Origin of the sequence: Haloferula luteola, assembly GCF_014201715.1 — a bacterium.
In the GTDB taxonomy this organism is placed as follows: domain Bacteria; phylum Verrucomicrobiota; class Verrucomicrobiia; order Verrucomicrobiales; family Akkermansiaceae; genus Haloferula; species Haloferula luteola.
This window is the reverse complement of sequence record NZ_JACHFD010000013.1, coordinates 38,706-56,465: the sequence shown is the minus strand read 5'-3', so window position 1 is coordinate 56,465 and position 17,760 is coordinate 38,706. Positions and strand designations below refer to the sequence as shown.

The window sequence follows — 17,760 nt, the reverse complement described above, 5'->3', positions numbered from 1 at the left end:
GTGCAACATCATGAAATCGACACGCCTCCTCCTGATCGACGACGAACCGGATTTCACCGCCCTGCTCAAGGCCAACCTTGAAGCGGCGGGTGGATTTGAAGTTCGTGAAGTCAATGACTCCGCCAAAGCCATCGACGAAATCTGGTCCTTCAAGCCGGATCTTTGTTTGATTGATGTGGTCATGCCGGGAATGGATGGCGGCGATGTGGTGGCCAAGATCCGTCAAGACTCGGCCTTAGCGACCTTGCCGATTTTGATGCTGACTGCCCTGGTCGAAGAGAATCCCGATAGTGATGACGGCGAGACGCTCACGGGCGGGTTGCCATTTGTGAGCAAAACATCGGATTTCGAGAGGATTCTCGCCTGTATCGAGAAACATCTCGAAGAAGCGGGCGTTTAGTCCGATTTCGGCGGAATACCGGGCGGGAAAGGGCCGTAGTAGGGGCATCCCAAGATGAACATGAAATCCCTTTTCCAAGCCACTGGCTTGGCTGCGCTGTGGCTTGCGAGTCCAGCGGCGGCCAAGAATCCGGTTTTCAAAGGCCACTACGCCGACCCTGAGGCCCTGATCTTCGGGGACACCTGCTGGATTTTTCCTACCTATTCCGCTCCGTATGACGAGCAATTGTATTTTGATGCCTTTTCGTCTCAGGACCTGGTTCATTGGAAAAAGCACCGCCACGTTCTGACGAACAAAGAGGTCAAGTGGGCGAAGCGGGCGATGTGGGCTCCGTCAGTGATCGAAAAGGACGGCAAATACTACTTCTTCTTCGGAGCCAACGACATCCAGAATGACGACCAGCTCGGTGGTATCGGTGTGGCGGTGGCGGACCAGCCTGAGGGTCCCTATCAGGATCATCTCGGCAAGCCCCTGGTGGATCAATTCTATCATGGAGCTCAGCCGATCGACCAATTCGTTTTCAAGGATACCGACGGCACCTATTATCTGATCTACGGGGGTTGGCGTCACTGCAACATCGGCAAGTTGAACGACGACTTCAGCGGATTTGTGCCTTTCGAGGACGGCTCGACTTTCAAGGAAATCACTCCGCAGGACTACGTCGAAGGTCCGATCATGTTCGTGCGCGGTGGAAAGTACTACTTCATGTGGTCTGAAGGTGGATGGACGGGTCCGGATTACCGGGTGGCTTATGCGATCGGGGATTCACCCTTTGGGCCATTCGAGCGCATTGGCACCGTGTTGCAGCAGGACCCGGAAGTGGCCACTGGAGCTGGACATCACTCGGTGATTCAGGTTCCTGGCAAAGACGAATGGTTTGCCATCTATCACCGCCGTCCATTGGGAGAAACCGACGGCAATGCTCGGGTGACCTGCATCGACAAGATGGAGTTCGACGAAAATGGGCGAATTTTGCCGATCAAGATCACCTTTGAAGGAGTCGATGAAACCGACTTGGGTGGTTGATTTGCCGGATTCCCGACGGAGTCTCGATGAAGGCTTGGGTTTTGACCCCGCCTGACGTCATGCTGGGGCATGTCCGGATGGATCCATCGTGCCCTGGCAGAACGCTTTCCTACCATTGAGTCGGCGGTCTCTGAGATCGCCGCACTCAAAGCTCAGTTGGAATTGCCCAAAGGGGTGATCCACGTGATTTCAGATATCCACGGCGAGGCGAAGAAGCTTCGGCACGTGATCAACAATGCTTCGGGCCGGCTGCGACCTTTGGTGTCGGAGTTGTTCGAAGAGGACTTGGATCCACGGGAGTTTCGCGAGTTTCTCAACGTGCTGTATTATCCGGCAGAGATCCTCCAACTGAAAGAGGAGGAACTGAGGAATGATCAAGACCGTTTCGAGTGGGTTCTGGCAACCTTGAGATGGCAGTTCGATCTGATCCGCCGGATCATCAGCCAACGGCGAAGAAAAACGGTCAAGCAGCTGGCGCCCAAAGAACATCGCGAGCTTTTTGAAGTGTTGCTGAACTTTCCGGCTGGTGGGCACGATCCGGTTTTTCTGGAAGTGCAACTGCGGGAAATGGTGCGTCGCCGGCTCGATTTCTCCGCGATTCGCAGTGCGTCTCGATTCATCCGGAATCTGACAGTGGAAGAGACCATCGTCGCTGGGGATTTGGGTGACCGGGGTCCTCGGCTTGATCGGGTGGTCGACTATTTGATGCGGCAGCCGAATGTCTCGTTGATCTGGGGGAACCACGATGTGAGTTGGATGGGTGCCTGCCTAGGGAATGAGGCATTGATCGCCTTGGTGATGAGGATTTCGTTACGCTACCGCCGCCTCTATCAATTGGAGGAGGGTTATGGGCTGTTGACCAAAGCCCTCGAACAGTTGGCGGAAACCGCCTACCGCGACGATCCCGCGGAGCATTTTCTGTCGAAACGCAGTGGGGAGCGTGATCCGTGGTTGATCGCTCGGATGCACAAGGCCGCAGCGATTCTTGAGTTCAAGCTGCAAGGGAGGATGATCGAACGTCACCCGGAATGGGAGATGGATGATCGAAATCTGCTTCCTCAAATCGACTACGAACGGGGTACTTTGTTCGTGGGTGGGAAAGAGCACCGGTTGCGTGACACCTATTTGCCAACGATCCATCCGGCCGATCCCAACCGATTGTCGCCGGAGGAAGAACATTGCATGAGCCGGCTGAAGGAGTCTTTCACATCCTCACCGCGATTGTGGGAGCACATGAAGTGGATGGCAAATCGGGGGGGCATGGCCGTCGTTCGCGACAGGGCGGTGATCTTTCATGCCTGCTTGGCAGTGGATGAGGAGGGGCAGCCGCTGCCGCTGGAGATCGATGGAGTTGAGTACCGAGGCCCTGAGCAATTCTCGGCCTTGAATCGGGTGATCAAGCGTGCTTTCCGGGCGGGGGCGCAGGTTGAGCAGGAAGATCTCGACCGATTTTACTATCTATGGGCGGGCCCCAAGTCCCCGCTCTTTGGCAAGGACCGCATGGCGACTTTTGAAACGTATTTTATCGAAGACAAGGCGACCCATAAGGAGACGAAGAACCCATGGTTTCGGTGGATTCACGACTTTGAGTTTTGCGATCGCATTTGCAGGGAAATGGGAGTTCCTGAAGGCGGAATCATTGTGAATGGGCACGTGCCGGTGAAGGTCGAGGAAGGTGAGAGCCCAGTGAAAGGTGGCGGGAATGCGGTGACGATTGATGGCGCGTTTTCAGAAGCGTACGGAGATCGTGGATATACCTTCATTCTTGCACCTGAGGGAGAGGTGCTTGCGGAACATCATGCTTTTCCAGATCCCGTGGCGGCGGTTCGGGAAGGAGGAGATCTGATCCCGACCATGCAATGGGTGCGTGCCTATGATCGACCGAGAATGGTAGGGGATACAGAGCAGGGGAAGAGCCTTCGCGCTCAGATTCGAGCTTTGGAAGAGCTGGTCGAAGCTTACGAAGAAGGGGAAATCCAAGAACACTAGCCAAGGCAAGAAGGGGATAGTCCCCCGTTCCAGTGGGGAGCGGAGGCTTGCTGGAGGAGCGCCGACTTGGTAGGGCATAGCCCCATCAACCCTACCCGCCTGTGTCCCTACGTACTGTTTTCCTCTGCGTTTTCTCTGCTCTTGTTCCTGTTTCAGGTTTTGCGAAGCCGAATGTGATCGTGATTTTCACGGATGATCAAGGCAGCGTGGATGCGGGGTGCTACGGTGCGAAGGATGTTCAGACTCCTGCTATCGATCACTTGGCAGCGCAGGGATTGCGCTTCACTCAGTTCTATGCGGCTTCAGCAATTTGCTCTCCGAGCCGTGCTGGATTGCTGACGGGGCGATATCCTTGGAAAGCGGGGATGGAAGGGAATGGACCGGCAGCACCGCCGGAGAGCATCGACGATCTCACCGAAAGCAAGAGTCGCGGTGGGCTTCCTGGCAGCGAGGTGACGATGGCAGAGATGTTTCATCAGGCGGGCTATGCCACGGCTCACATTGGGAAATGGCACCTTGGCAGTGGTCAAGGATCCCGGCCCCTGGACCAAGGGTTTGACTACTCGTTCGGGCACATGAATGGCTGTATTGATAGTTGGTCTCACTTCGTCTACTGGGGCGGGCCCAATCGGCACGACCTGTGGGAGAACAATCAGCGGGTGCGGATGTCGGGTCGTTATTTCCCTGACTTGATGGTCGATAAGGCGATGGATTTCATCGAGGAGCATCGCGACGAACCGTTCTTCATGTACTTCGCAGTGAATCTACCCCATTATCCGTACCAAGGGGATTCCAAGTGGTTGGAAACGTATGAGTCGTTACCGTTTCCCCGCCGGCTCTATGCCGCGGCCCTATCGACCATCGACGAGCGAATTGGCCGACTGGTGGAGTATGTGGATCGCATTGGGTTGAGGGATCAAACGATCATCGTCTACCAATCCGATCAGGGGCACTCCACGGAGGAGCGAGCCCATGGAGGTGGTGGCAGTGCCGGGCCTTATCGTGGAGCCAAGTTCAGTTTGTTTGAGGGGGGCATCCGCGTGCCGGCGATCATTTCCTGGCCGTCGACCTTGGCGTCGGGAGAGACGCGGGATGCTTTGGCCCATGGGTGCGATTGGTTCCCGACCTTGGCGGGGCTGTGTGACATTCCATTGCCGGGGACTTCACTCGATGGCATGGATTTGGGTGCCGTTTTGAAGTCAGGAACTTTGCCTTCTCCTCACGATCATTTGGAATGGAAGATGGGAGATCAATGGGCCGTGCGCCAGGGGAACTGGAAGCTGATTCACCGGCCCAATCCGGTGGGGGGACCCGACCTCGAAGAAAAGGACAAAGAGTGGTTCCTTTCGAACGTCGTCGAGCACCCCTCCGAGCTTGAAAACGAGGTGCTCGACGAGCCTAAAGAGTTCGAAAAGCTTAAGGCTCTTCGAGGGGAGTGACGGAGCTTTGAGCGGAGGCAAGGAGCGAATCGATGCGGGCTTCATAGGCGGCGCCAAACCGGTCGATCTGAATCCGGTTCCACCATTCCTGTTGGAGTCGAGGATCGGTGGCGGTAGCCTGATGAAGCCAATCCCTTTCCTGGCGAGGGCGCAGAACTTCGGAGCGACCGACCAGGACGCGGACGACCTTATCGGGTGCGGGTCGTACTTCGAGGGGGAGGAGGGTTTCTGTCCGGCTTGGGGGCAGAACCCAGAAGACCCGCAGGCCGGGAGCTTCAAAGTAGCTTCTCCACCATGTTTGGACCATGGCCTCTGCTTCGGATGGAAGCAGCCCGAGTTCAGAGAGGTGAGAGGCGATCTCGCGGTAGAGGAGTTCATCGAAACCGGAAGGCCGGAGTTTCAGATCGCTCTCGGAAATGCTAAGGGTCTTGTTATGAGAAAGCGAGGGAGCGGCTTGATACCATCGGGAACCGCCGTCCGCGAGTCGTTCGAAGACGAGGAGATAAGGGATGTCTCCTCCTGTGAGGTTCTGCAGATGGAGGGTTTCATCCGTACTCACGGACGTGTGCAGACCGGGTTCAAACGATCCTAGTCCCCGATAGAAGAGGAAGCCTTCAGAGCTTCCGTCATCGGCTCTCACTCGATTGGCCTCGGGTACCCGGGCGCGCGTCCAGGTGAGCAGGTCATCAGGGTGGAACGAAATGGCCTGCTGGCTATCTTGAGGTGAAAGCACGTCGACGGACCATTCGATGGCTCCCTGATAAGGTTCAGCAAAGTCGAGCCATTGGCCCTCCTTCCCTTCGAACACCTCGCCACCGCTGCGTGAGGGATACCATTGGCTGATGGTTCCTCCCGAGAAGCCTACTTTGACTTCCGCTCGGAAGGCATCGGGAGAGTGGAAGTAGATCACGGGGGTTTCCATTTTGACCCGCACGTTTTTCACTGGGATAGCCACGCGTTTGAACCCGGGAAGCGTGAACGCAGACATTCGAGGGAGGTGCTTCACGTAGCTCGGCAACGGCTCTTCCTCCCGTTCAAGGCCGGTCAGCAGTTGTCCATCCGATCCGGCGACTGTTGTGAAGGTCCCCCATTCGTGAAGTTCGTAGGCCCTAACCGGAGGGGAGCAAGTGAGGCCTGCGGCCAAGCACACGGAAATCGATGCGAAGGATGTTTTCATATCATCCAGCAGCGTGGGGAGGGTCGGATGGGGGTGCAAGATTCGAGCGTTGCCTTGACTGAGAATTGACAGTGGCGGAATTGACGGAGTGTTGACGGACGTGGGAGGTTCCTTCGGGTAGGCTGGTGGTGGATGAAAGCGATGATTCTTCTTATCTCGATGTTCGGATTGGGCCGGTCTGCCATGGCAGATGAAGGCAATGAACGGATCGACTACCAGGGATTTCAGGAACTGGTCGAAAAGGTAGATGCGGTGCGCCAGAAGCAGCGCGTCGATGAAGAGGCGTTTCTGCGCATGGCCGCTGAAGAGGGCACGGTGATCTTGGACACTCGCAGTAAGGAGAAGTTCGATGCCCGGCATGTCAAAGGGGCTCTCCACCTGAATTTCTCCGACTTCAGTGAGAAGTCCCTCGCCGAGCTAATTCCGGACAAATCGACGAGGATTCTCATCTACTGCAACAACAACTTCGTTGGAGATCCCTATGCGATGTTCGGAAAACTCGCTCCGTTGGCGTTGAATATTCCGACCTTCATCCATCTCTACGGTTATGGTTATGAGCGGGTTTACGAGTTGGAGCCGGATCTTCCATTGGTCAGCACGCGCATTCCCTTTGAAGGGAAGATGGTCTTGCCTGGGCAGGCTGGGGAGATTTTGATCAAGGAGTGATGGAGACGACCGTGTTGGTCATTGAGGATGATGCGGCCGTGCGCCAAGGTGTCGTGGATGCCTTGGAATACTCGGGATACCGGACACTTCAGGCGGCAGATGGGCTCGCAGGTCTTGAGCTGGCTCGCAGGGGCAGCTATCAGCTCATGCTGCTGGATTTGATGATGCCAGGGAGGGACGGATTTGCAGTGCTGGAGGCGTTGAAACGGGATCGGCCTGGGCAGCCCGTCATCATCCTTTCCGCAAGAGGCGAGGAGGAGGACCGGGTGCGCGGCCTGCGTCTGGGGGCGGACGACTATGTGTTGAAGCCCTTCAGTGTCCGCGAGCTTCTGGCACGGGTGGAAGCGGTGTTGAGACGCAGTTGTGAGCGCCCAGCTCCTGTCGATCAGTGGTCCATTCCCGGTGGTGCCGTGGATTTTTCGACGGGGGAACTGACATTTTCCGATGGTGGGCGTGAGATGCTTTCTGAACGGGAAGCGGCATTGCTTCGGTATTTGTTGGGAGCTGAAGGTCGGGTGGTCACGCGGGCGGAGATTCTTCGACATGTTTGGGGCTTGGATCCGGCGAGGACGGAGACCCGAACTTTGGACATGCACGTGATGCATCTCCGCACGAAGTTGCGCGACGTTCATCAGTCTCTGTTGGTGACGGTTCGAGGCAAGGGTTGGAGGCTGAACGCATGAGACGACGTCCGGCACTTTTCGTAGGGATGTCCCTGGTCGCTTGTGCCGTGGTGATTCTGTTGGCGATGGGTGCGCTGACTCGCAGTGTCACTCAGGCAGAGCGCGAGCGATCTCAAGCCGAGGCGCGAGCCCGCATGGAAGAGAAAGTCCGGTTGTCTTTGTGGCGGATGGATGCATTGGCAGCGTCGGTGGCCATTGAGGAGAACCAGCGGGTTTTGACTTCTGGTTCTGGAGGAGCTTCTGGACCTTGGGTAAAAGCCCGTTTCCGTGTGGACCGAGCGGGCCACCTAGAGGCGATGGGCCAGGTCGAGCCAGCGGCTCTGGATGCCTTGACATCGATCTTTTTGGGCAAGGGCTCAGGTGCGCGGCTCTTCGGTTATCTAGGGGTGGAAATGGCCGTCGATAATCTTTGGTATGCCAACGGAGTGATGGCGGAGATGCCGAAAGAGGAGGTGGCAGATCCAGCTACGCCATCGGGTCAGACCGCTTGGAATATCAACGAACGCGCGATCCGCGCCAAGGCGGTGAACCGCACGGTGACGAAGGCTGGATTGGAGCAAAACCTTGCTGCACCGGGGACGGTGTTGGCTTCCAATTCCGGGGCGTTCCAGCCGGTGTGGGTCGAAGGGGATGCCTTTCTCCTCCGTGCGGTGGGGGAGTCTGGACGGGTGGTGGCCATCGAAGGAGTTTGGCTGGATGTGGAGGCGTTCCGGAAACTTCTACTCGGGGAAATTCAGGAATTGCTGCCGGATGCGACTTTGGAGCCGTCTACCCCCGGAGCGAATGACGAGATGACTCTCGCGTCGTTTCCGTGGAGGTTGATTCCCGGAGAATCGCCCGTGGCAGAAAGCTCGTTGCGCGCTCCGGTGCAACGGTCGCTGACTGCCGGGTGGGTGGCAGTGGTGGTGGCGCTGCTTGCGGGCGGATTTCTGATTGGGGGGATATCACAGTTGAGTGAAAGGCGGGCGACTTTCGTATCCGCAGTGACCCACGAATTGCGGACCCCTTTGACAACGTTCCGGCTCTATTCGGAGATGCTTGCTGGAGGCTGGGTGCGTGATCCGGATCGGCAGAATCTCTACTACGAAACGATGAAAAGGGAGGCAGATCGGCTTTCCCATTTGGTGGAGAATGTTTTGGGGTTCTCCCGGATCGAGCGTCGGTGCGGTTCGCCAGAGCTGGAGGCCATCGACCTCGTGGAATTTCTCGAAACCCAGCGAGAAGGGCTGGAAGGGCGGCTGAAGGGGAGTGGATTGTCCCTCGTGATGCACTTGAAGAAAGTGGACTGGGGGCTCGGCCACCGGGCGTCCATGGAGCACCTGCTATTCAACTTGGTGGACAATGCCGCAAAATACGCCGTGCCCAGTGATCCTCCTGAAGTGGTGATTTCTCTTTCTCAAGAGGGCACAAAAGTTGCGCTGTGCGTTGCGGACCATGGTCCTGGAGTTCCTGCTCGCGATCGACGGCGGGTCTTTCGCGCGTTTCACAAATCGGCTGCAGAGGCGGCGGGTTCCCGCCCAGGCGTGGGTCTTGGACTCGCCTTGTCGCGGCGATTGGCCAAGGGCATGGGCGGGAGTTTGGAATATCGGGATGGGCCGGGAGCTCAATTTGTGCTGAGGCTCCGAGCAACTCCATCCCCATGAGTGAAAATCAGGGCTTCGGCGGGCTAAGACGCGCCGAGGGAACGATTTCGCGGATCTGGCTGGGGCTTGACCATTCGAGGCGGGTATTGGCTCCGCCACGGTCTTCGTAGTATTCGTAGACGATGGGAACCCTCTTGCCGGCTTCAAGCCGTATGGTGCCGGATGGCGTTTGATCGTATGCGTCATTCCATTCATCGATCACCCACTTTCCATCGACGCGCAGACGTCGGCCATTGTCGGATTTGGCATAGAACGTGTAGTCCTCCGAGAAGAGAGGTTCGATGAATCCCTCCCAACGGACCGAGAACTGATCGTTGTCGATCAGCGGATCCGGAGATCCTTCACCCCAATTGAAAGCGATTTCCGGGTCGATCCGACGCAAGGTTTCATTCTTCAGGTCACGGCCGGTATAGTAGGTGCCCAGAAGTCCTCGCAGCCCTGCTTCGGCTTTGCGGATGGCGGCGAAATCCAAGGCGACTTCTCCGTTGTCGCCTGCTTCACGGCGAAGTTCGATTTGATTCTGGCCGGCTTTCAACGGGACGTTTTCTCCGTGGAGCATCCAAACATCCCAGCTGGTGGTGCGATGGAACTCGGCGCGGCGGATTCGCTCTCCGTTGACTCGGAGAGTGAGCGTGCCCTTGCCTGGGGGATACGCGGTTGGATGGGATTTCTGTTCTGCGTCGATCTTCACCCCATTGGCGTGGCGGAAGACGATTCGATAGACTCCGTCCTCGGGGACTTCGACTTGGAAGGCCGCCGAGGCTCCTTCTTCGTCAAAGCCGCGGATGGCGCCTTTGGCGGTGATGTTCTTCGCCTGAGTGAGAAGCTTGGCTCCCCCGCTGAGTTTCCAGTTTTCAGCCGGGATGGTCTTTCCAAGTCCAGGATCGCCGGACGGCAAAGCCTGAAAATCTGCCGGTCCCGGAGGCTTGCCAATCGTGGGGTGACCGTCCGCATCGTAAGTGAATTTTTTCACATTGGCGGCACGGATGCCATTGTCATCGGCGGGGAAGATCTTCGAGTGGTACATGATCCAGTTCTCGCTGCCGTCGGCCGAGACAGTGAAGCTTGCTCGGGACGGGCCCCACACGTCGTCGGTGGATTGCAGCAGGGTGCCTATTGGCTTCCAGGCGTCGCGGTTATCAAGGGGGCCAAGCTGGGGATCGTATTGGAGTGCGGTGAGGCAGTAGTTCTTGGAGGCGAAGCCCCCTTCCGCACCGGTGAGGATCAGATCATTGCCATGAATGAGAAAGCGTGGGCCTTCGGCATGGTGGTTGGTTTCTTTGCGAAAAGCGGTGATCTGGGTAGGGCTGTCCATCGGCGCCATGACCGAATTGCGGATCTTAGGGTCCCCGAGAGAGCCCCAGAATGCATACAGCTTTCCGTCCCAGGTAACGGTGGTGAAATCGTTGGCCTGGGCATTGCCATTCTCGTCACCGGTGAAGAGGATGCCTTTGTAGGAGAAACCCTCGAGAGGATCGTCGGTGTTCGCCTCCAGAACGACGGCCATGTGCTTCCAGTCGTATTCCTCGGCATCGGCGCAGAAGTAGATGTACCATTTTCCTTGGATGAAGTGGAGTTCCGGGGCGAAGACGCGACCGAAGTGATCGGCATCCTCCCAGACTTTCACTTTTTCTCCTCGTTCGATGAGAGTTTTGGACTTCGAAACGTAGACGGCAGTCGGATTGAGCGGACCCGAAGTGCAAACGTAGTAGTCCTCCCCATGGCGAATCACCCAAGGGTCTTCTGCCTGATAAAGGGGATTGGTGAAGTGGGGTTCACTTTCTGCGAAAAGGGGCAGCGCGAATGCCAGGGCAGCCGGTGCAATCCGGCAAAATGAGTTCATAGATGGGTTGATGAGCAAGGGGTTGACGCAGGGCCCTTACGGATTGCGAATGCCCTCTCTATCTTCCATCTGACCGCTCCTTGTGTCATTCCGCGAGGGTCAATCGGACACGATAAAATTGGAGCATTTGCGCCTCGGGAACCACCGGCAGGGTGATGCGGTAGAGATCGGGTCCCACGGAAGTGAGAACGGCACCAGGGACCACGACGAAGCTTCCGGGACTCATGTCGGGGGAGCCTTCGACGATGAAATCCATGGCGTCGAAATATTCATCCGGCCAAGTGAAATCGATGGTGAACTCTCCGGGATTGGCTGGGGCAATGGCGAGTTCGGGAAGGGCGAGGACTGCAGGAGTGCCAGGAGGATCGGAGCCGCCACGGGGGTCGCTCCCTGCCAGATAGTGCTCAAGCAATGTGAAGCTCGAATCCATGGGCACTGAGAATGGATCGTGCCCTGTGATTCCGAAGAAGAAGCGTTCCCATTCGTCGTCGAGAAGGTTGGCGTCTTGATCCCGGGCACTCACGCCAGGAAGGGCCTGGTAAACCAGTCCAGTCACCTCAAGAGCGGGAAGTCCGGTGGGAGAGGTGACGTCGGTAAAGCCGGTGACGGAGAGTGTGGTGCCTTCGACGATGCCCATGCCTTGTTCCAACAGGAAGGGTTCCCCAGTGGAGCGCAGTAGAGCCACATTCGAGGTGGCTAGAGGACGGTAAACCACACCTGGGGAACTGGACCCCTGAGGGAGCACTTCTACCGCCCAAGTGGCCATCGGTCGAAAAGCTTCGGCTGACTGACCGCGGATCGTGGCGATCGCGGCGTTGGCACCGGTCCAGATGGCTCCCGTCACGACTCCCGCATAGTCGTCGGGGAGGTTGCCGGTGGCGATCCAGGTGCGCAGGGCGGCGAAAGGGTGGGGGAGTGCCGGATTTGCCGGAAACTGGGAGAGATGATGTTGATAGACCGCTTGAGTTGCGGTGCGCAGATGCGCGGCGTTTGCGTCGGCAGCTTCGACTCCTGCTTCAACGATCTCGATTAGCTGGGAGAAGTCATAGCCTGCGGACGCGAGTGGGGAGGTCATCGAGCGATCAACGGGAAGCCGGGAGGCATCTTGCGATCGCCAGGGGAACGCCGTGAAGGCCTCTAAGGGGGGTGCGGGATCTCCGAGGAGATCTCCCGCGGTCAGCCGGTCGAAGAGCATCGCTTCACCCAGCAAAGCCTCCATCGTGTGGACGGGGCGCATGTCAGTGAGTTCACTGACTGGAGACCAACTCGCATAGGCGGCTTGAGCGGTGGTGATCCAAAGCGTGGCGTCATTGGCGAGATGGCTCCCCGACGGGGTGAAGGGAATTTCGGGACCGCTTGGCTGAGGGATGGGGACAAGGCGAATGATCTCGCGGCCGTCATCTGCCGGAGTGACTCCGGTATGAAAGAATGCTGCTGTGGAAAGGGCGGCCCACTCCGTTTGGGACGGGCTATGGCGCGAGCTAAGCTCGGCGGCGCGTTGGCTACCCAGGGTGGGATGGGTGACATTCTCGACCTCGTGGCTGGCGAGGAGGGATCCGGTGAGATCGTGGGCCTCGATCATTTCTCCGGCGGAAATGCGAGTGGTCGAGACGGATGTGAAAGCAGCGGCTAACCATTGAATACCTTCGCCTTGCGGGAGGGGATTTCGAGGTGAGGGAAGGCTGGTGGCGTCGTTGGGAAGGCTGCCCTGAAGAAGTTCCTCCAGATCGGACACCCCATCTCCGTCGCTATCCGCGCCGCCAAACGGATCCAGCCCGGCGTGAGCCTCGACGAAATCGGGAACCCCATCGGCGTCCGAATCGGTGGTTGCCAGTGAGTCGGAAGCAACGGTCCACTGGCGGGAAGAGACGGGGCCCGGGACGCCCGTGACCTTGTCCCGAAGGTAAAAGTACCAGGTGGAGGTGTAGGTGACGGCGAGAGAGCCTGGCCATTCTTCCCAGGAGCTGGAACTACTGGAGTCGCGGTAGTAGAGGGTGAAGCGAGAGGCGTCGTAGAGGGCGCTGACCTCGATGGTGGTTGGTGAGGATCCTGATGGGGGTTGGAGGGTGAGCGAAGGGGTGAGGATCTCATCATTGGAGCGCAAGGCCGAGATGCTCAGCGTGGGTTCGTGCTGGTTCGCGAGGACATAGCCTGCACCGCTTGGGGCCGAAAACGATCGGGAAGTGGGGTTGCCGAGGCCAGTCGAGGCGGAGAGATATCGTTCCCCTGTAACGGTCGCGGGAAAGGGCGAGGTGGTGGAGCCCGTGGTCCAATCCGGGAGGATGTCGAGCCCGAGTAGGGAGGCGGTATCCGTGAGAAAGGGTTCTCCGTCGAAGTAAAACAAGGTCGCGAAGTCGGACCCCGTTTCGAGGAGTTCGGGAAGCGCATCTTGGTGGACGATTTCCCAGGTGCTGCCGTTCCAACGGCGGTGAGTGAAGTACTCGGATGGCCCTCCCTTCTCAAGGCCATCCAGTTGAACGATGCCCTGTCCTTGAATGGGGACCAGTCCATTGAGCCGGAGGCCCTTTTCGGTGGGAGTGAAGGTTTCGATGACGACCAGTTCTTTGCCCTGGATCACTCGAGCGAGGACTCCTTCTGAGCCATCTGCTGAGACGGCGAGGAGCCCATCGGTCGCGCCGGGGATCTCCACGCGTTGGATCGCTCCGATGCCACCGGCGAGTTCGAGTCCGGATTCCCCCGTGAGGGTGAGGGTGGACGCGGCACCAATGCCGCCACTCAAGGTGTAGAGCATCACCGCTTTGCCGCCGGTCTGCCAAGCCGCCACGAGAGTTCGTCCATCATCGCCGAGAATGGAGGGCGCGATTTGCCAGTCTCCTGTGAGATCGGCCTGAATGGTGAGAGGGATGGAGCTTGAAGATCGACGGGCGAGGAAGATCTTGGTGGAAGAGCTCACGAAGCGACCCACGGCGATGCGGGGGCCTCCCACGGTTTCAAAGAGAGGCTCCAGTTGGGAAACGCGGGCAAATCCGCCGGATTGGGCGATGTCCTTTCCGCCATCAGGAAGCAGAGTGAGGGCATTGAGGAGGGCACCGCTGCCGCCGCCCTCCAGCACCGAGGCGAGTAATAGTTCAGGATCCGTGGGGCGAATTTCACCCACGGCAGCGGGCCCGAGGTGAGGGAGAATGAGGTCGTCGACCGGAAGCTGTGGATCATCGATTTCGACCATCGCGACGCGATTGGTCCAAGGATTGGCGAGGGCGATTCGCTCTCCCGAGGTTCCGTCCAGGCCTCCCGTGACATCACTTGGAGCGGCAAGGTAGGTTCGGATGGGCTTGCTCCAATCTAGCTTCCCGGATCCATTGCTGAGCGCTCGCCGAATCTGGCCGGTGGTGCCATCGATCAGCACCAAACCGCCATTCTCAGCAGGGATCGACCATTCGCCAGAAGGGAGCCGAGTGGCGGGCAGGGCGAGGACAGGAGTGGCCAGCCACCCGAGGAGGCTTGCAAGAAGGGTGAGGTGTCTTTTCATCGGGAGCGTCGGTCAGGGGTTCACGATGTTGGTGGGAATCACACGGGAGATTTCTCCATGATCGGGATCAAAGCAGACGATCAGGTATCGATAGCTGGCGTCTCGGATGTAAGGCATGGGATCGACCCAGACGATGAGGCCTTCACGGTTCTCAAGGTAGGGAGGCAGAACGTTGCTCGCACTTTCGGCGGGCATCACCACGGGTTGTTCGTTCGGGCCATATTTGCCGGCGACGGCGATGGGAACGCTGCTGCTTCGCAGCGAAGGGTATCGGAAAAAGGGATCGCGGACGGTCGCGATGTTCTGGCCGCCGACATTTCCGGTAAGGTAGGCCATGCGATCGATGCGGGGCGAGACCTGGACCAAGTTCGGGACGGCCTCGGGAAAGGTCGAGTTGGGAACCTGATAGCGGTAGACAACAAAAGGAGCGAGAGGCCGCAGGTCGCTGGTACTAGGACCCCCTTGAGCTCGGAATCGGAAGAGCTTTTCGAGCGGTGGCGGATCGAGGTCCATGTAGCCGACACTGCCCTTCGAATCGAATTCGTAGGCACGTTTGTAGGCCCCCATCACGATCCCTCCGGCCGCCTCCAGAAGAGATGGCAATCGGGTGGCGAGGTATGGGCCCTCACCTTCGGTATAGTCGAGGATATCGATCCCCGTTTTTTGAACCGAGGGCAATGGACGGGCGGGCCATGGGATGACGGGTTGGGGCTCGTCGTCGGGGGTGATCCAAGTGGTCTCCACTTGGTTGCTGAGGTCTCCAGCGGAACGCGCTCCAAAGGCGCCATCTCCAACGGCTCTTAATGCGAAGAATAGCTTCTGGCCGGTGGGGATGTTCACCACCGTGGTGAATTCGGGTCCCGGGAGAAAGCTTGGAGAACCAACCTGGCGGGTTTGGTGAACGGCAACCGCACGGCCGTCGAATTCCCCGTCGAGGACCAAGGTGGCCTCAGGTCCCCCGAGGGGTCCAGAAATGGCCTGCCCTTCGATGCCCGGATCATTGCTGGTCTCCGAGGCGACGAAGAGCTCGAAGCGCTGGACGCCCACGGGATCACAAAACCAGGTCAATTTCGCCTGCGCTTCGCCCACGGTTCCGGTTTGGAGGGCGACTTCGGCAAGCATCGGTTGGGGAAGATGGTCGCGCTTCAGTCGAACGCATGCGACCCTGACCAGCGGGCTGGGATTGTTGTGCTCATCGAATGCCTGGAAGTAATAGCAGACGATCGCATCGGCCTCGGCAGGGAGCGCTTCATCGATCCAGGGGGCCGGCGAAGGAAGGCTGTCACCTTCCGCCTTGGCGATAAGGGTGAGGGGACCGGAGAGGTCGACTCGACGATAGACCCGCCACTCAGCGGTGGTTGGAGGTAGGGTGATCGTGCCAGAAACTCCTTGGATGGTGCCGTCGATCAGGACGGCATCGTGGTCCTCGATGTCGACCCCGCCGGGACGGCTGTCTTTGCAGTCGCGGCGGGTGAAGGTGGCGAAGGCATAGAGGTTGAAGGCTTCTTTGATGGTCTCACCCTGAATGCTCGAGCAAACGAAATTGCTCCAGATGCCGGTCGAGGTGACGACCTGAACGCAGAGGCTAAGTCCGCTTTTTTCTGGGCGCTCGAAAAGGGAGTCCACGAAGTCCTCGTCCGAAAAGACCAGCATGCGGGTTTCCAAAGCGGAGCCATCGGCCGTCCGAAGTTCGACCCTGGCACCTTTCACCGCTGGTGAGTCGCGAGCCACGCGGACTCCAAAAACTTCGCGTGGATCGTCGATGCCGTAGTCTGCGAAGCGCACTCTCTGCGGACCAAGAGGCTCCAGTGCCGCGCGGTAGCGGCATACCTCGACGGTTCCGGTCGGTGCACCGGGTCCTGCACGGTCGCGCAGCACACCGTAAACCGGGCTACTGTGAGCACTGTAGTTTTTCTCAACGCAGGAAGTGTTGTCCTCGGCGCGAACTGTATACCAGTAGGTGATGGAGGCGTCATCCGGTAGTGACGGTGCGCCGGAGCCGATGTCGTGGAAATCGACGAATTCCTGATCTGGCATATGATCAACGACGCCGACGTGATGACTCATGGGGTCGGCACCGTCGCGGAGGGGTTCGCGGGCGTGAGCCCAACGATAAACGTGATAGCGAGAGGCAGCTTCTTCGGAATTGGCGTTATCGAGCTGGCGGATGCGAACTTTCAAGTGCTGTTGGCCATTCAGGGTGTCCCAGTCGGAGGCGCTGGCGACGCCGTCAAAAACGTTCTCGACCGATAGGATTTGTGGCGGAAGTGGGGGCTGTCGATCGCACATCACGACCCGAGTTCCTGGAGAAAGATGACCCGGTCGGCCGCATAGGTCACGAGCGGCGACGAAGTAGTAGAACGTCGCTCCGTCTTCAAATGGCTGCCCCCCTTGGGCGAGGCCATTGTCGTCCGCACAATAGAAGTTTTCCCGGTCGGTAGGATCCGCGGCTTCCGCGAGGGTGAGGGGCGGATCGATCATGATGGGCAGTGTGTTGACCCGGGCAAGGTCCGCCGTGGGAGGAGGCGATCCCCCTATCCACAAATCGAGGAGTTCGTCGCGGCTGGGAGGCGTGGCATCCCAACCGAGAGTCGTGGCGAAGTCCTCACTGACGCGGAAGAGATCGAAGCCAAAAGTGGCGGGCATGGCCCGGCGTAGATCGGCATCCTGCCCCCAGCGTAGGCGGGCATTGAGGTGGTCCTTGGCGCTGTGGACGTAGGTTCCCTGAGTGAGTTCGTGCAGAACCTGGACGGGAGGGCCCGGAGGAGGGGGGAAGACCGGCGCCGTAGGATCGAGCTCGACTCGCCCAATGACTCGCACATCCTGATCGGCGGAGTTGAGTTCGCGGACCTCAAAGGTCTGGGTCGTTGCTTCAGGCATTGGGATGACGAAGGCGTGACCCAGTGCAAGCATGACACCGGGGTGGGCGCGACCCAGCAGGAGAAGCTGATTGAGCAAAGGAGGATCTTCGGTCGCAGCGGAGATCAGGTAGGAGAGTTTGGATGCTGCCCCGAGAGGTTCGTCCGGACCATTGTTGAGCTCACTGCCGGTGACGGTGTCACGATAGATGCCGGTGATTCGCTGAATCAAAGCGGGTGCGTTGAAGTCAACTTTGGCGCCGAGTTCGAGGAGGGCACGAACGGTTTCTGGGTTCCCTTGAAGCACGGTAATCCCGGCCCTTTGGTAGGGGTTGGCTGAAGCGATTCCACCGTCTTTGCGGTAAATGCCGAAGCGCATGCCAAGGGTGGTCGTAATATCTCCCGGCTGCCAGGTGATGTAGGCATGGGTTCGCCCCTCCCTTTCGTAGGAGGTGCCGGAGGTGACGACCAGCTTATCGGTATTCTGCGCGAGGGCCGTTGCCACGAGGGCGGTGGCGATGAGCAAACGTCTGAGGAATTTCATCG

General features: G+C 58.6%; 11 protein-coding genes. 7 read left to right on the top strand and 4 right to left on the bottom strand.

The features are described 5' to 3' along the window. Positions 1-10 precede the first annotated feature (10 nt). The 4 genes from HNR46_RS13265 (at position 11) to HNR46_RS13250 (ending at position 4,854) form a co-directional block, all read left to right on the top strand. A complete protein-coding gene (locus HNR46_RS13265) occupies positions 11-400 on the top strand; it encodes a response regulator (protein ID WP_184019587.1) in 390 nt (129 codons plus the stop codon). A 60-nt stretch (positions 401-460) separates the two neighbouring features. Further along, positions 461-1,426 carry a glycoside hydrolase family 43 protein gene (locus HNR46_RS13260; protein ID WP_184019586.1) on the top strand — a complete coding sequence of 322 codons (966 nt, stop codon included), beginning with the start codon at positions 461-463 and terminating at the stop codon, positions 1,424-1,426. A 69-nt stretch (positions 1,427-1,495) separates the two neighbouring features. Beyond that, positions 1,496-3,415, top strand: coding sequence for a fructose-bisphosphatase class III (locus tag HNR46_RS13255; protein WP_184019585.1), 1,920 nt, complete (start codon positions 1,496-1,498; stop codon positions 3,413-3,415). A gap of 101 nt (positions 3,416-3,516) precedes the next feature. After that, on the top strand, positions 3,517-4,854 hold the full coding sequence (locus HNR46_RS13250) for a sulfatase-like hydrolase/transferase (protein ID WP_184019584.1): 1,338 nt from the start codon (positions 3,517-3,519) through the stop codon (positions 4,852-4,854). Here the strand turns inward: HNR46_RS13250 and HNR46_RS13245 are convergent. Next, positions 4,832-6,031 (bottom strand): hypothetical protein, encoded by a 1,200-nt coding sequence (locus HNR46_RS13245; protein ID WP_184019583.1) that lies wholly within the window; start codon positions 6,029-6,031, stop codon positions 4,832-4,834. The two genes, HNR46_RS13250 and HNR46_RS13245, sit on opposite strands and share 23 nt — an antisense overlap. A gap of 141 nt (positions 6,032-6,172) precedes the next feature. On the opposite strand from HNR46_RS13245, the gene HNR46_RS13240 reads away from it, so the two are divergent. The 3 genes from HNR46_RS13240 to HNR46_RS13230 are packed head-to-tail and all read left to right on the top strand — an operon-like array spanning position 6,173 to position 9,023. Continuing rightward, entirely contained in the window at positions 6,173-6,697 is a 525-nt protein-coding gene (locus tag HNR46_RS13240) for a rhodanese-like domain-containing protein (RefSeq protein ID WP_221285161.1), read from the top strand. Then, positions 6,697-7,380, top strand: a complete 684-nt coding sequence (locus HNR46_RS13235; RefSeq protein ID WP_184019579.1) for a response regulator transcription factor — start codon at positions 6,697-6,699, stop codon at positions 7,378-7,380. The genes HNR46_RS13240 and HNR46_RS13235 overlap by 1 nt, the downstream gene beginning before the upstream one ends. Positions 7,381-7,406: 26 nt before the next feature. After that, positions 7,407-9,023, top strand: coding sequence for a sensor histidine kinase (locus HNR46_RS13230; protein ID WP_184019577.1), 1,617 nt, complete (start codon positions 7,407-7,409; stop codon positions 9,021-9,023). A 7-nt stretch (positions 9,024-9,030) separates the two neighbouring features. On the opposite strand, the gene HNR46_RS13225 is transcribed toward HNR46_RS13230, so the two are convergent. The 3 genes from HNR46_RS13225 to HNR46_RS13215 form a co-directional block, all read right to left on the bottom strand. Next, entirely contained in the window at positions 9,031-10,866 is a 1,836-nt protein-coding gene (locus tag HNR46_RS13225) for a family 43 glycosylhydrolase (protein ID WP_184019575.1), read from the bottom strand. Positions 10,867-10,951: 85 nt separating this feature from the next. Beyond that, positions 10,952-14,356 (bottom strand): thrombospondin type 3 repeat-containing protein, encoded by a 3,405-nt coding sequence (locus tag HNR46_RS13220; protein ID WP_184019573.1) that lies wholly within the window; start codon positions 14,354-14,356, stop codon positions 10,952-10,954. Positions 14,357-14,368: 12 nt separating this feature from the next. Beyond that, positions 14,369-17,758 carry a fibronectin type III domain-containing protein gene (locus HNR46_RS13215; protein ID WP_184019571.1) on the bottom strand — a complete coding sequence of 1,130 codons (3,390 nt, stop codon included), beginning with the start codon at positions 17,756-17,758 and terminating at the stop codon, positions 14,369-14,371. Positions 17,759-17,760 lie beyond the last annotated feature (2 nt).